The organism is Corynebacterium sp. LK28, from assembly GCF_014335105.1.
GTDB lineage: Bacteria > Actinomycetota > Actinomycetes > Mycobacteriales > Mycobacteriaceae > Corynebacterium > Corynebacterium macclintockiae.
The window spans coordinates 162,800-180,381 of record NZ_PDGZ01000001.1; the positions used below are offsets into that span (position 1 = coordinate 162,800).

15 protein-coding genes are annotated in these 17,582 nt (G+C 62.1%); 7 read left to right on the forward strand and 8 right to left on the reverse strand.

The genetic code is table 11. The annotated features are described in order from the left end of the window. The first annotated feature begins 42 nt into the window (after positions 1-42). Positions 43-519 (forward strand): RDD family protein, encoded by a 477-nt coding sequence (locus CRD15_RS00725; RefSeq protein ID WP_034966160.1) that lies wholly within the window; start codon positions 43-45, stop codon positions 517-519. Positions 520-557: 38 nt separating this feature from the next. Here the strand turns inward: CRD15_RS00725 and CRD15_RS00730 are convergent, their stop codons facing one another. From CRD15_RS00730 to sucB, 4 genes are all read right to left on the reverse strand, one after another. Continuing rightward, entirely contained in the window at positions 558-1,337 is a 780-nt protein-coding gene (locus CRD15_RS00730; RefSeq protein ID WP_034972048.1) for a DUF4191 domain-containing protein, read from the reverse strand. A gap of 105 nt (positions 1,338-1,442) precedes the next feature. Continuing rightward, positions 1,443-2,492 (reverse strand): lipoyl synthase, encoded by a 1,050-nt coding sequence (gene lipA / locus CRD15_RS00735; protein WP_034972050.1) that lies wholly within the window; start codon positions 2,490-2,492, stop codon positions 1,443-1,445. Positions 2,493-2,518: 26 nt separating this feature from the next. Then, positions 2,519-3,292 carry a lipoyl(octanoyl) transferase LipB gene (gene lipB / locus CRD15_RS00740; protein WP_187401729.1) on the reverse strand — a complete coding sequence of 258 codons (774 nt, stop codon included), beginning with the start codon at positions 3,290-3,292 and terminating at the stop codon, positions 2,519-2,521. Positions 3,293-3,964: 672 nt separating this feature from the next. Further along, positions 3,965-5,812 (reverse strand): 2-oxoglutarate dehydrogenase, E2 component, dihydrolipoamide succinyltransferase, encoded by a 1,848-nt coding sequence (sucB, locus tag CRD15_RS00745; RefSeq protein ID WP_187401668.1) that lies wholly within the window; start codon positions 5,810-5,812, stop codon positions 3,965-3,967. Between the two features lie 130 nt (positions 5,813-5,942). Here sucB and CRD15_RS00750 point away from each other — a divergent pair, with 130 nt between their 5' ends. Then, positions 5,943-6,338, forward strand: a complete 396-nt coding sequence (locus tag CRD15_RS00750; protein WP_034980610.1) for a hypothetical protein — start codon at positions 5,943-5,945, stop codon at positions 6,336-6,338. A 3-nt stretch (positions 6,339-6,341) separates the two neighbouring features. Here CRD15_RS00750 and CRD15_RS00755 read toward each other — a convergent pair whose 3' ends face one another. Next, positions 6,342-8,072, reverse strand: a complete 1,731-nt coding sequence (locus CRD15_RS00755) for a leucyl aminopeptidase (RefSeq protein ID WP_187401669.1) — start codon at positions 8,070-8,072, stop codon at positions 6,342-6,344. Positions 8,073-8,295: 223 nt separating this feature from the next. Between CRD15_RS00755 and CRD15_RS00760 the strand changes: the two genes are divergently transcribed. Further along, the gene (locus CRD15_RS00760; protein ID WP_187401670.1) at positions 8,296-9,459 is read left to right on the forward strand and encodes a branched-chain amino acid aminotransferase; all 1,164 of its coding nucleotides are present in this window, start codon (positions 8,296-8,298) and stop codon (positions 9,457-9,459) included. On the opposite strand, the gene CRD15_RS00765 is transcribed toward CRD15_RS00760, so the two are convergent. Beyond that, a complete protein-coding gene (locus tag CRD15_RS00765) occupies positions 9,426-10,430 on the reverse strand; it encodes a nicotinate-nucleotide--dimethylbenzimidazole phosphoribosyltransferase (RefSeq protein WP_034991852.1) in 1,005 nt (334 codons plus the stop codon). The two genes, CRD15_RS00760 and CRD15_RS00765, sit on opposite strands and share 34 nt — an antisense overlap. 10 nt (positions 10,431-10,440) lie before the next feature. Further along, positions 10,441-11,169, reverse strand: coding sequence for a DUF3043 domain-containing protein (locus tag CRD15_RS00770; protein WP_034980619.1), 729 nt, complete (start codon positions 11,167-11,169; stop codon positions 10,441-10,443). Positions 11,170-11,328: 159 nt separating this feature from the next. Here CRD15_RS00770 and CRD15_RS00775 point away from each other — a divergent pair, with 159 nt between their 5' ends. Continuing rightward, positions 11,329-11,673, forward strand: a complete 345-nt coding sequence (locus tag CRD15_RS00775) for an iron-sulfur cluster assembly accessory protein (protein ID WP_034970256.1) — start codon at positions 11,329-11,331, stop codon at positions 11,671-11,673. Positions 11,674-11,765: 92 nt separating this feature from the next. On the opposite strand, the gene asnB is transcribed toward CRD15_RS00775, so the two are convergent. Further along, on the reverse strand, positions 11,766-13,703 hold the full coding sequence (gene asnB, locus CRD15_RS00780) for an asparagine synthase (glutamine-hydrolyzing) (RefSeq protein WP_187401671.1): 1,938 nt from the start codon (positions 13,701-13,703) through the stop codon (positions 11,766-11,768). Positions 13,704-13,862: 159 nt separating this feature from the next. Between asnB and CRD15_RS00785 the strand changes: the two genes are divergently transcribed. From CRD15_RS00785 to CRD15_RS00795, 3 genes are all read left to right on the forward strand, one after another. Next, the gene (locus CRD15_RS00785; RefSeq protein WP_187401672.1) at positions 13,863-15,623 is read left to right on the forward strand and encodes a pyruvate dehydrogenase; all 1,761 of its coding nucleotides are present in this window, start codon (positions 13,863-13,865) and stop codon (positions 15,621-15,623) included. Positions 15,624-15,909: 286 nt separating this feature from the next. Further along, complete coding sequence (locus CRD15_RS00790; RefSeq protein WP_034970247.1) at positions 15,910-17,019, forward strand: cytochrome c oxidase subunit II; 1,110 nt, start codon at positions 15,910-15,912, stop codon at positions 17,017-17,019. Between the two features lie 41 nt (positions 17,020-17,060). Then, the gene (locus tag CRD15_RS00795) at positions 17,061-17,492 is read left to right on the forward strand and encodes a cytochrome c oxidase subunit 4 (RefSeq protein ID WP_034970243.1); all 432 of its coding nucleotides are present in this window, start codon (positions 17,061-17,063) and stop codon (positions 17,490-17,492) included. The last annotated feature ends 90 nt before the right edge of the window (positions 17,493-17,582 follow it).

A 17,582-nucleotide genomic window follows, 5' to 3' on the forward strand; every position in this document is an offset into this window, starting at 1 on the left:
AATTGTGCCACCTAGTTGGGGGCAGCTAGGCTCTAAAACATCATGAGTAAATCCCGTAGCTGGCTCGAAGGCCCCCTAGTCCCAGGCGAAAACGAAGACCTCGCCGACCTCAGCCCGTACCCCGGCGCCCGGCTGGGGCTTCCCAAGGAAGGCCCGGGCTCGCTGTCGACTTTGTTCCCCCGGATTGGTGCCCTCGCCATCGACTGGCTGGCCTGCTACGCCCTGGCGTGGTTCGTCGTCTCCATGACAAGTGCCCTGGGCGATGCTGCCACCGCCACCATTATTTTCTTCATCGTCTGGCGCATCCTGACGGTCTGGCTCTTCGCACAGTCGCCGGGGCACGCAATCGTCGGCATTGGCGTGGCACGCATCGACCAGCCCGACGAGCGTGTGGGGCTGTGGCGCTCTGTAGTGCGCGCCCTGTTGACGGTCTTCCTCTTCCCCCCGATTATTCAAGACACTGACGGCCGCGGCATGCACGACCGCGCTACGGGAACGGCCGTCATTCGCACCCGCTAGCCGCTAGTTCTGCCGCGCTGTTACTTCTTGCCGCGTTGTCACTTCTTCCCGCGCTGCGCTGCGCGGCGGGCACGGCGGTTCATGCCGGACATCTTCGCGCCCTTCGGCATGGGGCCCTTCGGCATGTTGTTATTCGGATTGCTTAGTCGCGAGATCGACTCGACCCTGGAGTTAAGGGCGTCCACCTCATCCTTCTTGATGTTGCGCGGCAGGCGCATCAGGTGGTTCTGCAACTTCTTTACCGGCACCTGGCCCTCGTCGTTGCCGACGATCACGTCGTAGATCGGGGTCTTGCCCAGGATGCGCGCAAGCTTCTTACGCTCCTGCGCCATCATCGGCTTGAGGCGGTGCGGTGCGCCCTCGCCGACCAGCACGACGCCGGGAGTGCCTACCACGCGGTGCACTGCGTCCATGTGGGTATTGGACGCCACGCCGGCCTCCGTAATCCACTTCATGCCTACGCCATCACGCATGTTGGACAGAGCCCATGCGGCGGCTCCCGCCTCGCCTTCGATCTGGTCGTACACGCCGGTCTGCAAGCGACGGGAGAATGTCCACATCGCCGCGATCACGCCGATTATGATGCCGACGATCAGGTTCAGCCACCACCAGCCGAAAACCAGGCTGAGCAGCAGCATCAGCACAACGGGAATCAGGAAGGCCAGAACCATAAACGGGATAAGCTTCTTATCCCGTCCCTTTTGCAGCTTAAAGGCCTGCCACAGCTGGGAGCGCGTCTGCTTGCGCTGCTCCTTCTTCGCAGCCTTGGCAGCCTTCTTCTCTTCCTTGACCCTTACGTCCTTTTTATCCTTCGCCATGGAACTAACAATAAGGCATGAATAAAGGCGGGGCGAAAGTGCCCCGCCGTGATGCTGCTGGCCGCGCGCGGCCAGCGTCAGCGCGCACTAGCCGCAGCGTCAGCGTTAGCGGCGCGACGCGGTGACCGGCGTGTCCTCCGAAGCGCCGTAGCGCTCCAGCAGGGTAGAGGCCTCCTGCGACGTGGTGGAATCCAGAGTTTCCTCCAGGTGCTTCAGGTTCTCCGGGATAGCCTCCCCGCGGGCCTGCTTGGCCTGGGCGTACAGGCGGCCAGCGCGGTAAGAGGAACGCACCAACGGTCCGGACATAACAGCCTTGATGCCCAGCTCGTAGGCCGCGTCGGAGTGCTCCATGAACTCCTCCGGCTTCACCCAACGCTCAATCGGGTGGTGCATGGAGGACGGGCGCAGGTACTGGGTGATCGTCAGAATGTCGGTGCCAGCGTCCGCCAAGTCCTTAATAGCCGCGCGCACTTCCTCCTTCTTTTCGCCCATGCCCAGGATCAGGTTGGACTTCGTCACCAGGCCGTAGTCGTGCGCCGCCTGAATGACCTCCAGGGAACGCTCGTACTTGAAGGCCGGGCGGATGCGCTTGAAGATGCGCGGAACGGTCTCCAGGTTGTGCGCAAACACCTCCGGCTGGGAATCGAAGACGACCTTCAGCAGCTCCGGGCGGTTGGAAAAGTCGGGCGTCAGATTCTCCACACCCGTGTTCGGGTTCAGCTCGTGGATCTTCCGCACAACCTCCGCGTACAGCCACGCGCCCTCATCGTCCAGGTCATCGCGGGTCACGCCAGTGATGGTGGCGTAGCGCAGCCCCATCTCGCGGACATTCTCCGCCACGCGGCGCGGCTCATCGCGATCCAGCGGGGACGGGCGGCCGGACTTAATCTGGCAGAAGTCGCAGCGGCGCGAACACGTATCGCCGCCGATGAGGAACGTCGCCTCGCGATCCTCCCAGCACTCGTTGATGTTCGGACAGCCGGCCTCCTGGCACACAGTGTGCAGGCCAGCGCCCTTCACACGGTTCTTAATATCCCGGTATTCCGGGCCGACCTTCGCAGTCGTGCGGATCCACCGCGGCTTCGACTCGATGGGGGTTTGGGCATTCTTCGCCTCGATGCGCAGCATCCGGCGTCCATCTGCAGTCACACTCATGCCGACTAGCCTACGCCGGGGGAGGCTCAGGAATCCACCTGCAAGTCGCCGTTCAATGCGTCGACGAGGTGCCGGGCCAGCAGGGAATGGGCGTCCGAAACAGTAACCTCGCGACCAAGCTCCTCAGTAAGAGTCGTGACACCCGCATCCGCCAGACCACAAGGCACAATATGGTCGTAGTACTCCATGGTGTTGTTGCAGTTCAGGGACACACCATGCATGGTCACGCCGCGCGTCACGCGGATGCCGATCGCGGCGATCTTACGTGCGGGTTTAAGCTCATTCTTTATGACGCCCGCAGGCAGCCACACGCCCGAACGCCCTTCTACGCGGCCGGTGCCGTGCAGGCCTAGATCTTCACAAGTTTGGATTAGCGCCTGTTCGAGGCGGCGGACATAATCGACCACGTCCACCGGGTCGGCGAGCTTGATGATGGGGTAGGCGACCAGCTGGCCGGGGCCGTGCCAGGTGATGCGGCCTCCCCGGTCAACGTCGACGACGGGCAGGCCGTTGGTGGGGCGGTCGGAGGGCTCGGTGCGCTTGCCGGCTGTGTATGTCGGCGGGTGCTGGAGCAGCAGGATGGTGTCTGGGATTTTGCCTTCGGCGCGTTGAGCGGCGAGGTCCGCCTGGAGGTGCCAGGTGTCCTCGTAGTCCACCGTGCCGAGTTCGCGGATGTCGATGTCGGCTGCTGTGGTGCCGGAGTTGGCTGGTGTGGAGCCGGAGTTGGCTGCTGTGGTGCCGGTGTTTGCTGCTGTGGTGCCGGTGTTTGCTTTGCGGATGCTGCCTTGCTGGAATCCCATGGTGGCGATGATACTCCAGTGGTTCTGTGGTGCTGCTGGGTGCTGTTCCATGGGTGCCGGGTTCTGCCGGGTGCTGCTCTGTGGGTGCCAGGTTGTGCCGGGAGTGGGGCTGGAGTTTCTGGTGGTGCTACATATGTCAGGTGGTGACTTTGATGCTGGCGCCTCCGGTGGTCAGCGCCTGCTGAACGCAGCTAAATGTCGGAAAAGTTGCATTTCTTCAAATCTGCACTGATGTTCACTTTCCTAAAATGTCCCTGACCTGCGTCTTTATATAGTTGAAAGTCTTTGCCATTAACAAATTGCAACTTTTCCGACATTTAAGACACTGGGGGTGGCGTTAGCCCTGGCTTCTGGGCATTAGGTGTTGCTCTGTGGTGGCAAATGTCGCTGAATCGGGAATTAATCAAAACAGAATCCGGATTCAGAAAAAGTGAAACTCTCTGACCTGCGCTTATGTATAGATGCAACTCATTGTCTTTAACGTATTCCCGTTCTAACGACATTTGAGGGTTCTGAAGGCCGCTAGAGATGGGCCGGGACTACTGGACTGCCATCGGGAGCCACTACGCGGGGGCTAGCAAACGCAAAAGCGCCGACCCCGCGGGAAGCGGGGCCGACGCTTTGCCAGAATAGCTGGCGCTTAATGGCGGGCTGCAGCTAACAGCCTAGAACTTAGAGCTCCAGGTCCTCGGTGAAGTCCGAGTTCTCCAGGCGGTCACGCAGGGTGGACATGAAGCGACCTGCGTCGGCACCGTCGATGACCTGGTGGTCGTAGGTCATCGGCAGGAAGACCATCTGGCGGATAGCGATGGCCTCGCCGTCGTCTTCGCTCAGCACAACCGGGCGCTTCACGATAGCGCCGGTGCCGATCATGGCAGCCTGCGGCGGAACCAGAATCGGAGTGTCGGTCAGGGCGCCCTCAGAGCCGATGTTGGTGATGGTGAAAGTGCCACCGGACAGGTCGTTCGGCTTCAGCTTCTTGTTGCGCGCACGGTCGGCAATGTCGACGATGGCCTTGGCCAGCTCTGGCAGGGTCATGTCCTGCGCGTCGTGGATGACCGGGCTCAGCAGGCCAGCCTCGGTGTCGACGGCGATGCCCAGGTTGACCCGCTCGTGGTAGGTCATTTCCTTGGTCTCTGCGTTGTAGGATGCGTTGACGTTCGGGTGGGAAATCAGAGCCTCGACCGCTGCCTTTGCGAAGAACGGCAGGTAGGTCAGGTTCACGCCGTGCTTGTCGGCGAAGGCCTGCTTGTTGGCCTTGCGCAGTTCAGCAACGTGAGTCATGTCGACCTCGTGGACCTGGGTCAGCTGAGCTGCAGCGTGCAGGGAATCCAGGGTGGTCTTTGCGGTGATTTCGCGGATGCGGCTGACCTTCTTGGTGGTGCCGCGCAGCTCCTGCTTAGCCGGGTCGACCTTGTAGGAGGAAGCGCGCGGGCCAGCCGGGGAAGCGGACTTCGCGGAAGCGCCGGATGCGGAGGTGCCTTCTGCTGCAGCCAGGATGTCCTGCTTACGGATACGGCCACCGACGCCGGTTCCTTCGACGGTCGACAAATCGACGCCATGCTTCTCAGCCAGCTTGCGTACCAGCGGAGTCACGTAGGGGAGGTTGCCCTCGGCCGGCTCCGACTGCTTTGCAGCAGGCTTGGAGGGCTCGGCCTTCTTTTCGTCGGCCTTTGTTTCGGCCTTCGCTTCAGCCTGCTTAGCCTCGGCCTTCTTCTCTTCCTCCTTCGGCTCGGCCTTCTTTTCGTCGGCCTTTGCTTCAGCCTGCTTAGCCTCGGCCTTCTTCTCTTCCTCCTTCGGCTCGGCCTTCTCTTCGTCGGCCTTGTTGGAGTCGTCAGAGTCGTTGGACTGGGAGCCGGAAGAGGCGGCGTTTTCGTCGCCGATGCGGGCGATGACGGCGCCGACGTCGACAGTGTCATCCTCGTTGGCGAGGATCTCTACCAGGGTGCCTGCGACCGGGGAGGGGATCTCGGTGTCGACCTTGTCGGTGGAGACCTCCAGCAGGGGCTCGTCGACCTCGACCTTGTCGCCGACGCTCTTGAGCCACTGGGTGATGGTGCCCTCGGTGACGGATTCGCCGAGCTCCGGCATGGTGACGTCCTCGGCCTCACCGGAACCAGCGGAACCGGAAGCATCAGAGCTGGAAGCAGCGGAACCGGAAGCAGCGGCGGAGTCGGAATCGGAGGAAGATTCAGCGGAGTCGTCAGAAGACTCAGCCTTGGCTGCGTCGCTGGAATCGTTGTCGCTGGAGCTGTCGGCGTCCGAACCAGAAGGCTCTTCGCCCTCCTCACCGATCTCGGCGATGACGGCGCCGACATCCACAGTGTCGTCTTCCTCAGCGATGATCTTCAGCAGAACACCACTTACCGGAGAAGGGATCTCCGTATCAACCTTGTCGGTGGATACCTCCAGCAACGGCTCGTCGACGGAGACCTTGTCTCCGACCTTCTTCAGCCACTGAGTAACGGTGCCCTCGGTTACGGACTCGCCCAGTTCGGGCATTTCGACGGAGTACGCCATGGTGTTTGAAGCTCCTCAAGCTAAACGGAAATCAGCTGTGGTTATTTGGTTGAAATACTACCTAAGTCTACGCGCCTTGACTCTGCGCCGTTGTTCGCCCCTGGTCGTGCGTCCACTAGAATCGCTTAGCGTGTTTAATCTCTTCGGTCGGAACAAGAACAGCTCCACCCGCCCGCCACGCGCGCCAGGGGAGACCGTTCGCCCCAAAGACCTGGCATACCTGCAGCAATGGGCAGGCACCCGCACCGGAGTCGAGGGGTTCGTGGAGCCGGAAACCATCGTCAACGAAATGTCCGTAGTGCTGGTCGACAGCGAAGGGGAGTGGACGCGCCGCCGCATCGGCGGGCCGAAAGGCATCGACAAGGTGGCCCACACGGTGGGGATCCCGCTGTACTTTGCGGAGGAGACCGGCTACCCGCAGCGCATGCGCGACCGCATTGAACGCGACCGGCTGATCAAGAAGCGCCTCGAGCAGCGCGAACGGCGCGCACAATTCGAGCAGCGCCGCGCCGAGCAAGAGGGCTAGCCACTAGCCCTTCAGCGCAATATCCTCCAGCGCCGCGATGATGGTGCGCACTGGCGAGCCCGTCGCCCGCTTCGGGGTGTACCCATGCGGCGCGCCCTCGTTGTAGGCCGGCCCGGCCACATCGATGTGCACCCACTGCACGCCCTCGGCCACAAACTTCTTTAGGTAGTGCCCCGCCACGGACATGCCGCCCCAGCGGGAGGCCGAAATGTTCTTGATATCCGCCACATCGGACTGCAGCGCCTCGCCCAGCTCCGCGGGCAGCGGCATGGGCCAGCCGGCATCGCCCACGCGCTGGGAAATCATCGCCACGCGGTCGCGGAAATCCATCGAACCCATGATGCCCGGCGTGCGGTCGCCCAGTGCCACCAGCTGCGCGCCGGTCAGGGTAGCGGTCTCGATCAGGTAATCCGGCTTATCCTCGCACGCGCGCACGATCGCGTCGGCCAGCACCAGGCGTCCCTCGGCGTCTGTATTCCACACCTCGGTGGTGGTGCCGCCGTAGTGGCGCAGCACATCGCCCGGTCGGGTAGCCTCCCCGCCCGGCATGTTCTCCGCCAGCGGAACAGTGGCGGTGACGTGCACCGGAATGTTCAGCTCGGCGGCGGCGATCACGGCGGCGACAACGGCCGCGGAGCCGCCCATGTCGGAAATCATGTTCCACATCTTCGCCGGCGGCTTCAGGGAAATTCCGCCGGTATCGAAAGTAATTCCCTTGCCCACCAGAGCTACTCGCGGAGAGTCGTTGGCCGTCTTGTCCGGGTTGTAGTCCAGGCGCACCAGGCGCGGCCCGCGCGCGGATCCCTGTCCCACGCCCAGAATGCCACCGAAGCCTTGCTCTTCCAACGCGGCCTCGTCCAGCACCTCGACCTCAATGTCCGTGTGCTTCGCCGCCTCGGCAATGATCGCCGCGTAGCTTTCGGGGTACAGCACGTTCGACGGAGTGTTCACCAGGTCGCGCGTCAGCGCCACCGCCCGCACCGTAGCCAGGGAGTGTTCCAGCGTGTCCGCCGGATCCTCACCCGTCAGCACCTCGATGGACTCGATCGCGGGCGCTGCCTCGGAGGTCTTCAGCCCACGGTATTCATATGCACCCAGCGCGTGCCCCACCAGCGCTGCCTCGGCACCCAGCAGACCCAGGGCGCTCACCACACGCGCGCCGCGCCCCGTATTCTCGCCCTTGTCGTCGCTGTTGTCGCGGATGGGCTTTTTAATGTTTCTGGACGCCACGCCGGCGGCCACTCGGACGTCCTCAGCGGACACCTCATCGGCCGGCCCCATACCGATTGCCAGGATCTTCTCCGGGCCGCGCGATCCAGCGCCCGCGTCGACGACACCGTCGGCGGTCTCCGGATCCTGGGTGGATTCCTGCACCTTCGCGGACAGGTTTCCGGTGGAGACGACGTCGCTGCGCGAACTCACTGGCAGATTAGGTACCACTGTGACCTCTCCCGCCGTGCCTTTCGCGCCGACGGAGATCAGCAGCTTCCACATTTCCAACTGCTGTTCAGACGTGAGGGCGTCAATAGGAGCACCAGTGAGTTCCAGCCCAGCTTCACCCTCGAAGACCGGTATGACCAGCGTATCGATGACCGACGGGGTCTCCGCAGAAGTGGATTCGAGCGCGGACTCGGTGTGCACCAGCGACATCTGCGGGATGTATCCGCGGGAAGGTAGGCCGGCGATGTCGGCGCCGAAGGAAGCGAACTGGGGAGTCGAAGAATTGGCGGTCATGATGGGGTCGAATACTCCTTATTAGTTCTGCATTAGTTCTGTTAAGAGTCTTAATTCGCTGCTGTTTACTCTACCCAGAATCGATTGCCCGGCGAACGGCGATTCGGGCTGCACGGCATTCTCCCAGGGTATGGACTTAGGGAAGTGGGGAATTGCAGAAGTTTTCCAAAAGAATGTTAAATCCGTCACACTGAGCAGTAGGCGGCAGAGTACGCTGGGGCGTATGACAAGCACCCCAGAATCTAACCCACAGACGAATCAATCCGGCTCTGCGGTGGAGTTCACCGTGACTCGCAACGAGAACCCGGCGACCGACCAGCAGATCGCCGACATCCTGGCCGCGCCGGGCTTCGGAAGCCACTTCACCGACCACATGGTCGCCATCGACTGGACGAAGGACAAGGGCTGGCACAACGCCCGCGTGGAGCCTTACCAGCAGGTGCAGATGGATCCAGCCTCCAGCGTGTTTCACTACGGTCAGGCGATCTTCGAAGGCCTGAAGGCATACCGCGGTGAAGACGGCAAAATCGTCACCTTCCGCCCGGAACAGAACGCCCGCCGCTTCCAGGCCTCCGCTGTCCGCATGGCGATGCCGGAGCTGCCGGAGGAGCTGTTCCTGGAGTCCCTGAGCCAGATCGTGGACATCGACCAGCGCTGGGTTCCGCAGGGTGGCGGCGAGGAGTCTCTGTACCTGCGGCCCTTCATGATCTCCCGCGAAATCGGTCTGGGCGTGCACCCGGCAAGCAGCTATACCTACTTTGTGATCGCCTCCCCGGCTGGCGCCTACTTCTCCGGCGGCATCAACCCGGTGAGCGTGTGGCTATCCACCGAATACACCCGCGCGGCCCCCGGCGGCACCGGCGCGGCGAAGTTCGCGGGCAACTACGCGGCCTCCCTGGCAGCCCAGGCAGCTGCGCAGAAGGAAGGCTGCGACCAGGTTGTCTGGCTCGACGCGACCGAGCACAAGTACATCGAGGAAATGGGTGGCATGAACCTGGCGTTCGTCTTCGGCAATGAGGAGACCGGCGTTACGCTGGTCACCCCGGAGCTGTCCGGTTCGCTGCTGCCGGGCATCACCCGCCTGTCGCTGCTGGAACTGGCGCGCGACCTGGGTTACAAGGTGGAGGAGCGCCGCATCTCCACCGACGAGTGGGAGGAAGCCGCGAAGTCCGGAGCCATGACCGAGGCCTTCGCCTGTGGCACCGCCGCTGTGGTCACCCCAGTCGGCACCGTCAAGGACGAAACTGGTGAATTCCAGGTCAACGGTGGAAAGACCGGCCCGGTGACCATGCGCCTGCGCGAGCAGCTAACCGGCATTCAGAACGGCCGCGTTGCCGATGAGCACGGCTGGCTCTACACGCTGGTGGAGCAGGCTGCCACCGCGTAGCGAACCATCGGCAGCGCCAGCACGGCACCGAGCCCTTGGCCGGTGCCGAGGCGCAGATCCAACAGTGGATCCAGCCCCAGCGCAGTGAGCGCGGTCTGGGTCGCCGGCTCCGTCCCCGCGGACGCAGCCAACCACCACGCAGCCGCTCCCGGCGCCAGCATCTGCGCGCACAGCGCCGCCGCGGCTGCCCCCACGCCGTCGAAAATCACCGGCGTGCGGCGCACCGCGGACTGCGCCAGAATCCCCGCCATCACCACCAGATCCGCAGAACCGATCTGCTGCAGCACACGCGAGGCCACCGCCTTGTCGTCGCGCACGCGGAACATGGCATCGCGGATGACGGACACCTTCGTTTTCCACGCTTCGTCGCCGATGCCGGAGCCCCGGCCGATGATCTTCACCGGCTCCACGCTGCACACGCTGCCAATCACCGCGGCGGCGACGGTGCTCAGCCCGCGGCCTAAATCCCCCAGCAGCAGCACTGCTGTGCCCTTGTCCGCCTCTTCGTCGGCGAATCGCATGCCGCGCGCCAGGTGCTTGTCGTACTCTTCCGGGGTCAGAGCGTCTGCAGTATCGATGGGGCCGGAGGGCTTGCCCAATGTGGCGTCCACAATAGAAAGAGAAACCCGCGCGGCCCGACAGGCATCCACAACAGGGGCCTGTGCGCGGGCCAGTTCCTGGCGGACCTGCGCGGTGAAGTCGGCGGGCAGGGCAGAAACCTCCGGGTGCGCCGTGGCCACCCCGTGCTCACCGGCGACGATAATCAGACGTGCCGCATCCAGCGGCTGGGCGGGGGCGGCTCCCTGGCAGGCGGCGATCCACGCGGCTACATCCTCCAACGTCCCCATGGAACCAGCCGGGATTCCCGCGCTGGTGGGCGCGCTCGAACGAAGCTCTGTAGCGCGACTGCGCGCGGCCTCGTCCGGCGGGACGATGGGTGGGAAGGTAGGGGCGGAAGTCGAAGGTGCCATGGGGACAAGACTATACGCTGTCGCCGATCTGCTTCTGTGGTGCCGGGGTGCGCAGGCGGCGGATCATCGTCGCGCGGGTGAACGCGTACATGCCCAGGCTGAACTTGCCGTGCTGATTGTTCGGGAAACGTTCGTTGACCAGGCCATTGATCCGGCGACCCAGCCACAGACCCTCGCCGATCATGATCAGGAACACGAACATCATCACGATGGCGGCTAGGTTGGCCACGCTCGGGTTGGACATGCCGAAGATCATGATGACGATCACCAGCAGAGCCAGCGGCAGGAAGAAGTTCATCATGTAGCGGTGGGAATCGACCCAGTCGCGGACGAAACGCTTGACCTCGCCCTTATCGCGATCCATCAGGTAGTCCTCGTCGCCGGCCATCATGCGCTGGTTGGCCCGGCGGCGTTCGCGGTTCGCCTCGTCCTTCTGGCGCTGCTTCATGGCCTTGTATTCTTCCTTGGACATGGAAGCCTTGAGTTCCTTGCGCTGCTTACGAGCCTCGCCCGGGGTTTGGGGTGCGGTGTAGGCGCTGCGGCGGACGCCGTGCTTGCGCTCTTGTTCGTTGCGCTTCGGGGTGGCCTTGCCCTTCTTCGGCGTAAATGCCTTGGAGGTCTTGTCGTTGGTGACGCCACCGTCTGCGTCGCTGTCTACCTCAGTCGTCGTATCGGCATCCTGTGGCGAGACCTGATCCTCGGCTGGGTCGGCGGCCTTTTCCTGCTTCTTCCATGGCATTTTCACATGTAACAGGCTAGAGCAGGAGGGCAGGGGAACAAAACCCAATTTTTGATTGCTGGGAATAACCCGAGACGGCAGTGGCGTTGTGGAACAATGAGGCGTAACTTGTGAGCAAAGCCAATTCTAAGATTCGGTCGTTTATTGAGGAGGACCAACATGACTGCTCCAGAGAAGGTCACCGGTGTGGAGCTGACCGAGGCCGCTCAGCAGAAGGCCAGTGCCCTGCTGGCACAGGAAGGCCGCGACGATCTTTCCCTGCGCATCGCCGTGCAGCCGGGTGGTTGCGCAGGCCTGCGTTACCAGCTGTTTTTCGATGATCGTTCCCTGGATGGCGATCTGGTGGACGAGTACGAGGGCGTGAAGCTGGTCGTGGACCGCATGTCCTCCCCGTACCTGATGGGCGCGAAGATCGACTTCGCGGACACCATCGAGTCCCAGGGCTTCACCATCGATAACCCGAATGCTTCGGGTTCTTGCGCTTGTGGCGATTCCTTCAGCTAAGCAGCCCGTCAGCTAAGCAGCGCCAGCGGCTCTAGCCCTTTAATTACTGACGCCCCCTAGGGATGAACTCCCTTGGGGGCGTTTTTGGGGCTTTACAGGTTGACCGGGTACTGGCGCTGGTCGATCTGCGGATCGATGCGATCTTCGACGAAGATGCCGTGCCAGACCATGAAGGCGATGACGGTCCACAGTCGGCGGGAGTGGTCCGGGCCGGAGCCGGTATTCATCGCCACGCGGTGTTCGTCCAGCATCTTCAGGACCTCTGCCTTGTTGAAGATGTGGTCGGTCTGCGAGGCCTCGATGTTCTCCTTGGCCCAGCCGTAGAGCTCATCGCCGGCCAGCCAGTGGCGCATCGGAACCGGGAAGCCCAGCTTCTTGCGGTGCAGCACGTGCGGGGGCACGATGCGCTCCATCGCCTTGCGCAGTGCGTACTTGGTCGTGCCGTGGGAAATCTTGAGCTCGTGGGGGAGGGATTCCGCCACCTCGAAGACGACCTTATCCAGGAACGGCACGCGCAGCTCCAGGGAGTTTGCCATGTTGATCTTGTCGGCCTTGACCAGAATGTCGCCGCGCATCCAGGTGAACAGATCCAGGTGCTGCATCCGGGCAACCGGATCCATGTCCTTGGACTTCGCGTAGATCGGTGCGGTGACTTCGCGGTGATCCCACTCGGGGCGGATCTCGCGCAGGACGCGTTCCAGCTGCTGGTAGTTAAAGGAACGGGCGTTGCCGTAGTAGCGATCCTCCATCGGCATGGTGCCGCGCTGGAGTAGGGACTTTCCGCGCATACCCTCGGGAAGTGCGTTGCCCACGCTGGCCAGCACGCGCTTCAGCGGGGAGGGGATCTTGTCGAAAGGCGCCAGGCTCAGCGGCTCTTTGTAGATGGTGTAGCCGCCGAAGAGCTCATCGGCGCCCTCGCCGGAGAGCACAACCTTCACGTGCTTGCGGGCCTCCTGCGCCACGAAGTACAGCGGAACCAGGGAAGGGTCGGCCACCGGATCGTCCAGGTACCAGATGATCTTCGGAATCGCCTCGGCGTACTCCTCGGGGCTGACTACCTTGACGATGTGCTCGGCGCCGATGGCGGCGGCAGATTCCGCGGCGACGTCGACCTCGGAGTAGCCCTCCCGCTCGAAACCGGTGGTGAAAGTCAGCAGATCCGGGTTGTGGCGCTTGGCCAGTGCTGCAATGGCGGTGGAATCAATGCCGCCGGAGAGGAAGGAGCCGACCGTGACGTCCGCGCGCATGTGCTTGGCCACGGAATCCTCCAGGGCATCGGCGATGCGCTGGAACACGGCTTCCTCGTCGCCAGCAGCGACCTTCTTCACGGGGAAGCGAGGCTCGAACCAGCGGGTCTCCTCGACCTTTCCGTCCGGGGTGACAAAGCCATAGCTGCCGGATTCCAGGCGACGGATGTGCTTGTGCAAGCTTTCCGGCTCTGGGACATACTGCAGGTCGGTGTAGTGCGCCACCGCGCGGATATCCAGATCCAGGTTCAGGCCTAGATCCTCGGCCATAGACAGGATGCACTTCTTTTCCGACGCAAAGACGGTGCCCGCCTCGGTGGTGGCGATGTACATCGGCTTGATGCCGAACTGGTCGCGGGCCAGGAAGAGCTTCTTTTCCTTTGAATCCCACACGGCAAAGCCGAACATGCCACGCAGGTGGTTCACCACATCGGCACCCCAGTGGTGGAAACCAACGACGATGGGCTCGCCGTCGCCCTCGGTATTAAAGGAGTAGCCGGCCGCTTTGAGCTCTTCGCGCAGCTCGACGTAGTTGTAGATCTCGCCGTTGAATGTCAGGGCGTAGCGGTTCGGTTCATCCTCGGGGCCCCACTGCAATGGCTGGTGGGAGTGCTCCAGGTCGATAATGGAGAGGCGGTTAAAGCCGAACACAACATCCTGGTCGTGCCACGTGCCGCTATCGTCTGGGCCACGGTGGTGCATGCAGGGCAGCGCATTTTCCACGGCATCAACGAAGTTCTCTGCGGCACCATTAGCCGCAATGATTCCAAGCAATCCACACATGCGTTCCGACTTTACGCGGGTGGGGTAGAGGTGGGCTAGTTGCCACGGCGGGGAATCAACCGTTTAGTCGTTTAGTGATATGCGTTACATAATTTGACTTCTGTGAGAATATCCAGCGATCAGTGCGCTGGGGGGTGAGGTACGCGTAGCCTCGGGCACATGGCAAAAAATTTCGCATCACAGCTGGTAAAAACTCTCGAAAAGCAGGGCGTTAAACGAATCTTCGGGCTGGTGGGCGATAGCCTTAACCCAGTCGTCGACGAGGTTCGCCAGTCCTCCATTGAATGGATTCACGTGCGCAACGAGGAAGCTGCGGCGTTTGCCGCCGGAGCCGAATCCCTCGTCACCGGTGAGCTCGCCGTATGCGCCGCATCGTGTGGCCCGGGTAACACCCACCTGATCCAGGGACTCTACGATTCGCACCGCAACGGCGCGAAGGTCCTGGCCATCGCCTCGCACATCCCCAGCGTGCAGATCGGCACTCAGTTCTTCCAGGAAACCCACCCGGAGCAGATCTTCCAGGAGTGCTCCGGCTACTGCGAGATGGTTAACTCTGCCGCCCAGGGGCCGAAGGTTCTGCACAACGCTATCCAGTCCACCCTGGCTGGCAACGGCGTGAGCGTGCTGGTTATCCCGGGTGACGTATCTTCCCAGGCGATCGAGGAGGAGGGCTTCATCGACTCGGTGTACGCCAAGGGCCGCCCCGTGATGTACCCGGATGCCGAGGAAGCAGCCCGCCTGGCCAAGGCCATCAACGATGCTAAGACCGTCACTTTGTTCTGCGGTGAGGGCGTCAAAAATTCTCGTGATCAAGTGCTCAAGCTGGCGGAGAAGATCAAGTCCCCGATCGGCCACGCTTTCGGCGGCAAGATGCACATTCAGTACGACAATCCGTTCGACGTCGGTATGTCCGGCCTGCTGGGGTACGGCGCGGCGCGCGAGGCTATGTACGATGCCGACCTGCTGATCCTGCTGGGTACCGACTTCCCGTACAACGACTTCCTGCCCACCGGCAACGTGGCACAGGTCGACATCGACGGCTCCCACATTGGGCGCCGCACCACGATCAACTACCCGGTCGTCGGCGACGTCGGCGCGGTTATCGATACGATCCTGCCGCACATCGAGGAAAAGACCGACCGTAGCTTCCTGGATAAGCAGCTACGCAACCACGCCCGCGCGCTGAACCACGTGGTGGATGCCTACACAAAGAAGGCTGGCAAGTCTAAGCCAATCCACCCTGAATACGTGGCGGACACCATCGACCGCCTGGCGGCCGAGGATGCGATCTTCACCGTCGATACCGGTATGTGCAACGTGTGGGCCGCCCGCTACATCACTCCGAACGGCAAGCGCGAGGAGATCGGCTCTTTCCGCCACGGCACCATGGCCAACGCGCTGCCGCAGGCACTTGGTGCGCAGGCTGCAGACCGAAACCGCCAGGTGATTTCCTTCTCCGGCGACGGTGGCCTGGGCATGCTCATGGGTGAACTGCTGACGGCGAAGCTGCATGACCTGCCGGTCAAGATCGTGGTCTTTAACAACTCCTCGTTGGGCATGGTGAAGCTGGAGATGATGGTTGCCGGCCTACCGGAGCACGAGACGGATCACGAGCACGTGAACTTCGCCAAGATCGGTGACGCTATCGGCATTAAGACGATCCGTATCGAGGATCCGCAGGACGTCGAAAGCGGCATCAAGGAGGCGCTGGCTTATGACGGTCCGGTGCTGGTCGATGTTGTGACCGACCCGAACGCCCTGAGCCTGCCGCCGAACATCACGTGGGAAATGATGATGGGCTTCTCTCGCTCCGCGACCCGCACCGTGTTTGAGGGTGGCGTTGGCCGCATGGTGAACCTTGCCCGCGCCAACCTGCGCAACATCGGTGGAGCCGGAGTGATCGAGATCAACAAGCTCTAAAACGAACACCACGGGCGCCGGAAAGACACGCCCTTTAAGCCGATTCTTAGGCGGGAGTCTCGCGCTACGCGGGCTCCCGCCTAACCCGTGTGGGGGCAATCGGGGCGGTTGCCAACCCCGAAAAGGGAATATCACGTTTCGTGATGGTGGCATTGTCCTGTCAATGGTCTAAGGTTCTTTAAGTGAAGTGGTTCTAGGTCTACCTATCGCGCGCGAACTGCAGGCGCGCGTTAGGTGCGAAGGATCTGGAACTCAAGTGACGTGTGAATGAGGAAGGCAAACTCGCGTGGAACAGCGAAATAAGCACGGTATGACTCGCCGTATTGGCCTCGCCGGTGTACTGGGTCTTGCTGGCCTGGTGCTGACTGGCTGTACTGTCGCCCCGCCGGATAACAAGTTCTTCGAACTGCTTCGTATGGGCTGGCCGAAGGGCATTACCCCCGAGTCCAAGGAAATGGGCAACCTTTGGGTGTGGGTCTGGGTCGTCGCCTGGATCATCGGCATCATCATGTGGGTTCTGTTGTTCGTGAACATGGGTCGCTCTAGCGCGAAGAAGGCTGCGAAGCGCGGCGAGGACGAGTTCCCGCGCCAGACCGGCTACAACGTTCCGCTGGAGCTGGTGCTGACCACCCTGCCGGTTCTGATCGTTTGTGGCCTGTTCTTCTTCAACGTGCAGGCACAGGACCGCGCAACGGCTCTGGACAAGGATCCGAAGGTTACCGTTGACGTCACCGCATACCAGTGGAACTGGAAGTTCGGTTACGAGAAGGTTGCTGCAGAGCTGAACGGTGGCAAGGAGTACAACGGCATCGACAAGGAAGCTCAGGCTCGCGCCGAGGATTCCAAGAAGCCGGCCGAGAAGCTCGACGAGCACGGCCACCAGGTTCCGGGCCCGATCCACGGTCGCGCCAAGGATGACTACAGCTTCCTGAAGTTCAACAAGATCGAGACCCTGGGCACCACCCAGGAGATCCCGGTTCTGGTTGTTCCTTCCGGCACCCCGATCGAGTTCAACCTGGCCTCCGCCGACGTTGTTCACTCCTTCTGGATCCCGGAGTTCCTGTTCAAGCGCGATGCCTTCCCGCACCCGGAGGCTAACCGCTCTGAGCGTCGCTTCCAGGTCGAGTCCATCGACAAGGAAGGCGCATTCGTTGGCCGCTGTGCTGAGATGTGCGGTACCTACCACGCAATGATGAACTTCGAGCTGCGCGTTGTTTCCCCGGAGAAGTTCGAGCAGTACATGAAGTTCCGCCAGGACAACCCGGATGCCCCGAACTCCGAGGCACTGAAGTCCATCGGCGAGGAGCCGTACGCAACCTCCACCCACCCGTTCGAGTCCAACCGCACCGGTACTCGTACCCCGAACGAGAACTACAAGGACCGCAACGCCGCGTAAGTAGCGGGGCGCAAGGCTAAGTAAGGAAGAGAGATAAGCAAATGAACTCTGGTGCAAAGCTTTTCTACGGTATCGGTACCTTCTTCGTTGTGGTCACGGTGTTCTACTTCATCGTCACCTCCTCCGTGAAAGATACGGGCAACGTCATGGGCGTTGAGTGGGCTGGTGGCACCGGCCTGGTCATGGCCACCCTGCTGGCCTTCATGCTCGGCGGTTACCTCCACCTGACCGCCAACAAGACCGACATCGGTCCGGATGACTGGGAAGAGGCAGAGATCGAGGACGGCGCTGGCGTGCTGGGCTTCTTCTCCGCAAGCTCCATCTGGCCTTTCTGGATGACCGTCTCCATCGTCGTGATGGGTGCCGGCCTGGCTTGGTGGCACCTGTGGCTGGTCGTCTTCGGCGCAGCCATGCTGATCTGGGCAACCACGATGCTGAACCTGCAGTACGGCCTGCCGCCGGAGAAGCACTAAAACTTCACACTTCACTAAAAACTCCCCCTACCGCTAACCACTCTGGTTGGTGCGGGAGGGGGAGCTCTTTTTGTCTTTCTTATCGACGCC

Excerpts from the sequence above, each read along its gene's own strand:
- CRD15_RS00760 (WP_187401670.1), top strand. The coding sequence starts at position 8,296 with ATGACAAGCACCCCAGAATCTAACCCACAGACGAATCAATCCGGCTCT.
- asnB (WP_187401671.1), bottom strand. The coding sequence starts at position 13,703 with ATGTGTGGATTGCTTGGAATCATTGCGGCTAATGGTGCCGCAGAGAAC.
- CRD15_RS00785 (WP_187401672.1), top strand. The coding sequence starts at position 13,863 with ATGGCAAAAAATTTCGCATCACAGCTGGTAAAAACTCTCGAAAAGCAG.
- CRD15_RS00770 (WP_034980619.1), bottom strand. The coding sequence starts at position 11,169 with ATGCCATGGAAGAAGCAGGAAAAGGCCGCCGACCCAGCCGAGGATCAG.
- CRD15_RS00765 (WP_034991852.1), bottom strand. The coding sequence starts at position 10,430 with ATGGCACCTTCGACTTCCGCCCCTACCTTCCCACCCATCGTCCCGCCG.
- CRD15_RS00795 (WP_034970243.1), top strand. The coding sequence starts at position 17,061 with ATGAACTCTGGTGCAAAGCTTTTCTACGGTATCGGTACCTTCTTCGTT.
- CRD15_RS00730 (WP_034972048.1), bottom strand. The coding sequence starts at position 1,337 with ATGGCGAAGGATAAAAAGGACGTAAGGGTCAAGGAAGAGAAGAAGGCT.
- CRD15_RS00755 (WP_187401669.1), bottom strand. The coding sequence starts at position 8,072 with ATGACCGCCAATTCTTCGACTCCCCAGTTCGCTTCCTTCGGCGCCGAC.
- lipA (WP_034972050.1), bottom strand. The coding sequence starts at position 2,492 with ATGAGTGTGACTGCAGATGGACGCCGGATGCTGCGCATCGAGGCGAAG.
- sucB (WP_187401668.1), bottom strand. The coding sequence starts at position 5,812 with ATGGCGTACTCCGTCGAAATGCCCGAACTGGGCGAGTCCGTAACCGAG.
- lipB (WP_187401729.1), bottom strand. The coding sequence starts at position 3,292 with ATGGGATTCCAGCAAGGCAGCATCCGCAAAGCAAACACCGGCACCACA.
- CRD15_RS00775 (WP_034970256.1), top strand. The coding sequence starts at position 11,329 with ATGACTGCTCCAGAGAAGGTCACCGGTGTGGAGCTGACCGAGGCCGCT.
- CRD15_RS00725 (WP_034966160.1), top strand. The coding sequence starts at position 43 with ATGAGTAAATCCCGTAGCTGGCTCGAAGGCCCCCTAGTCCCAGGCGAA.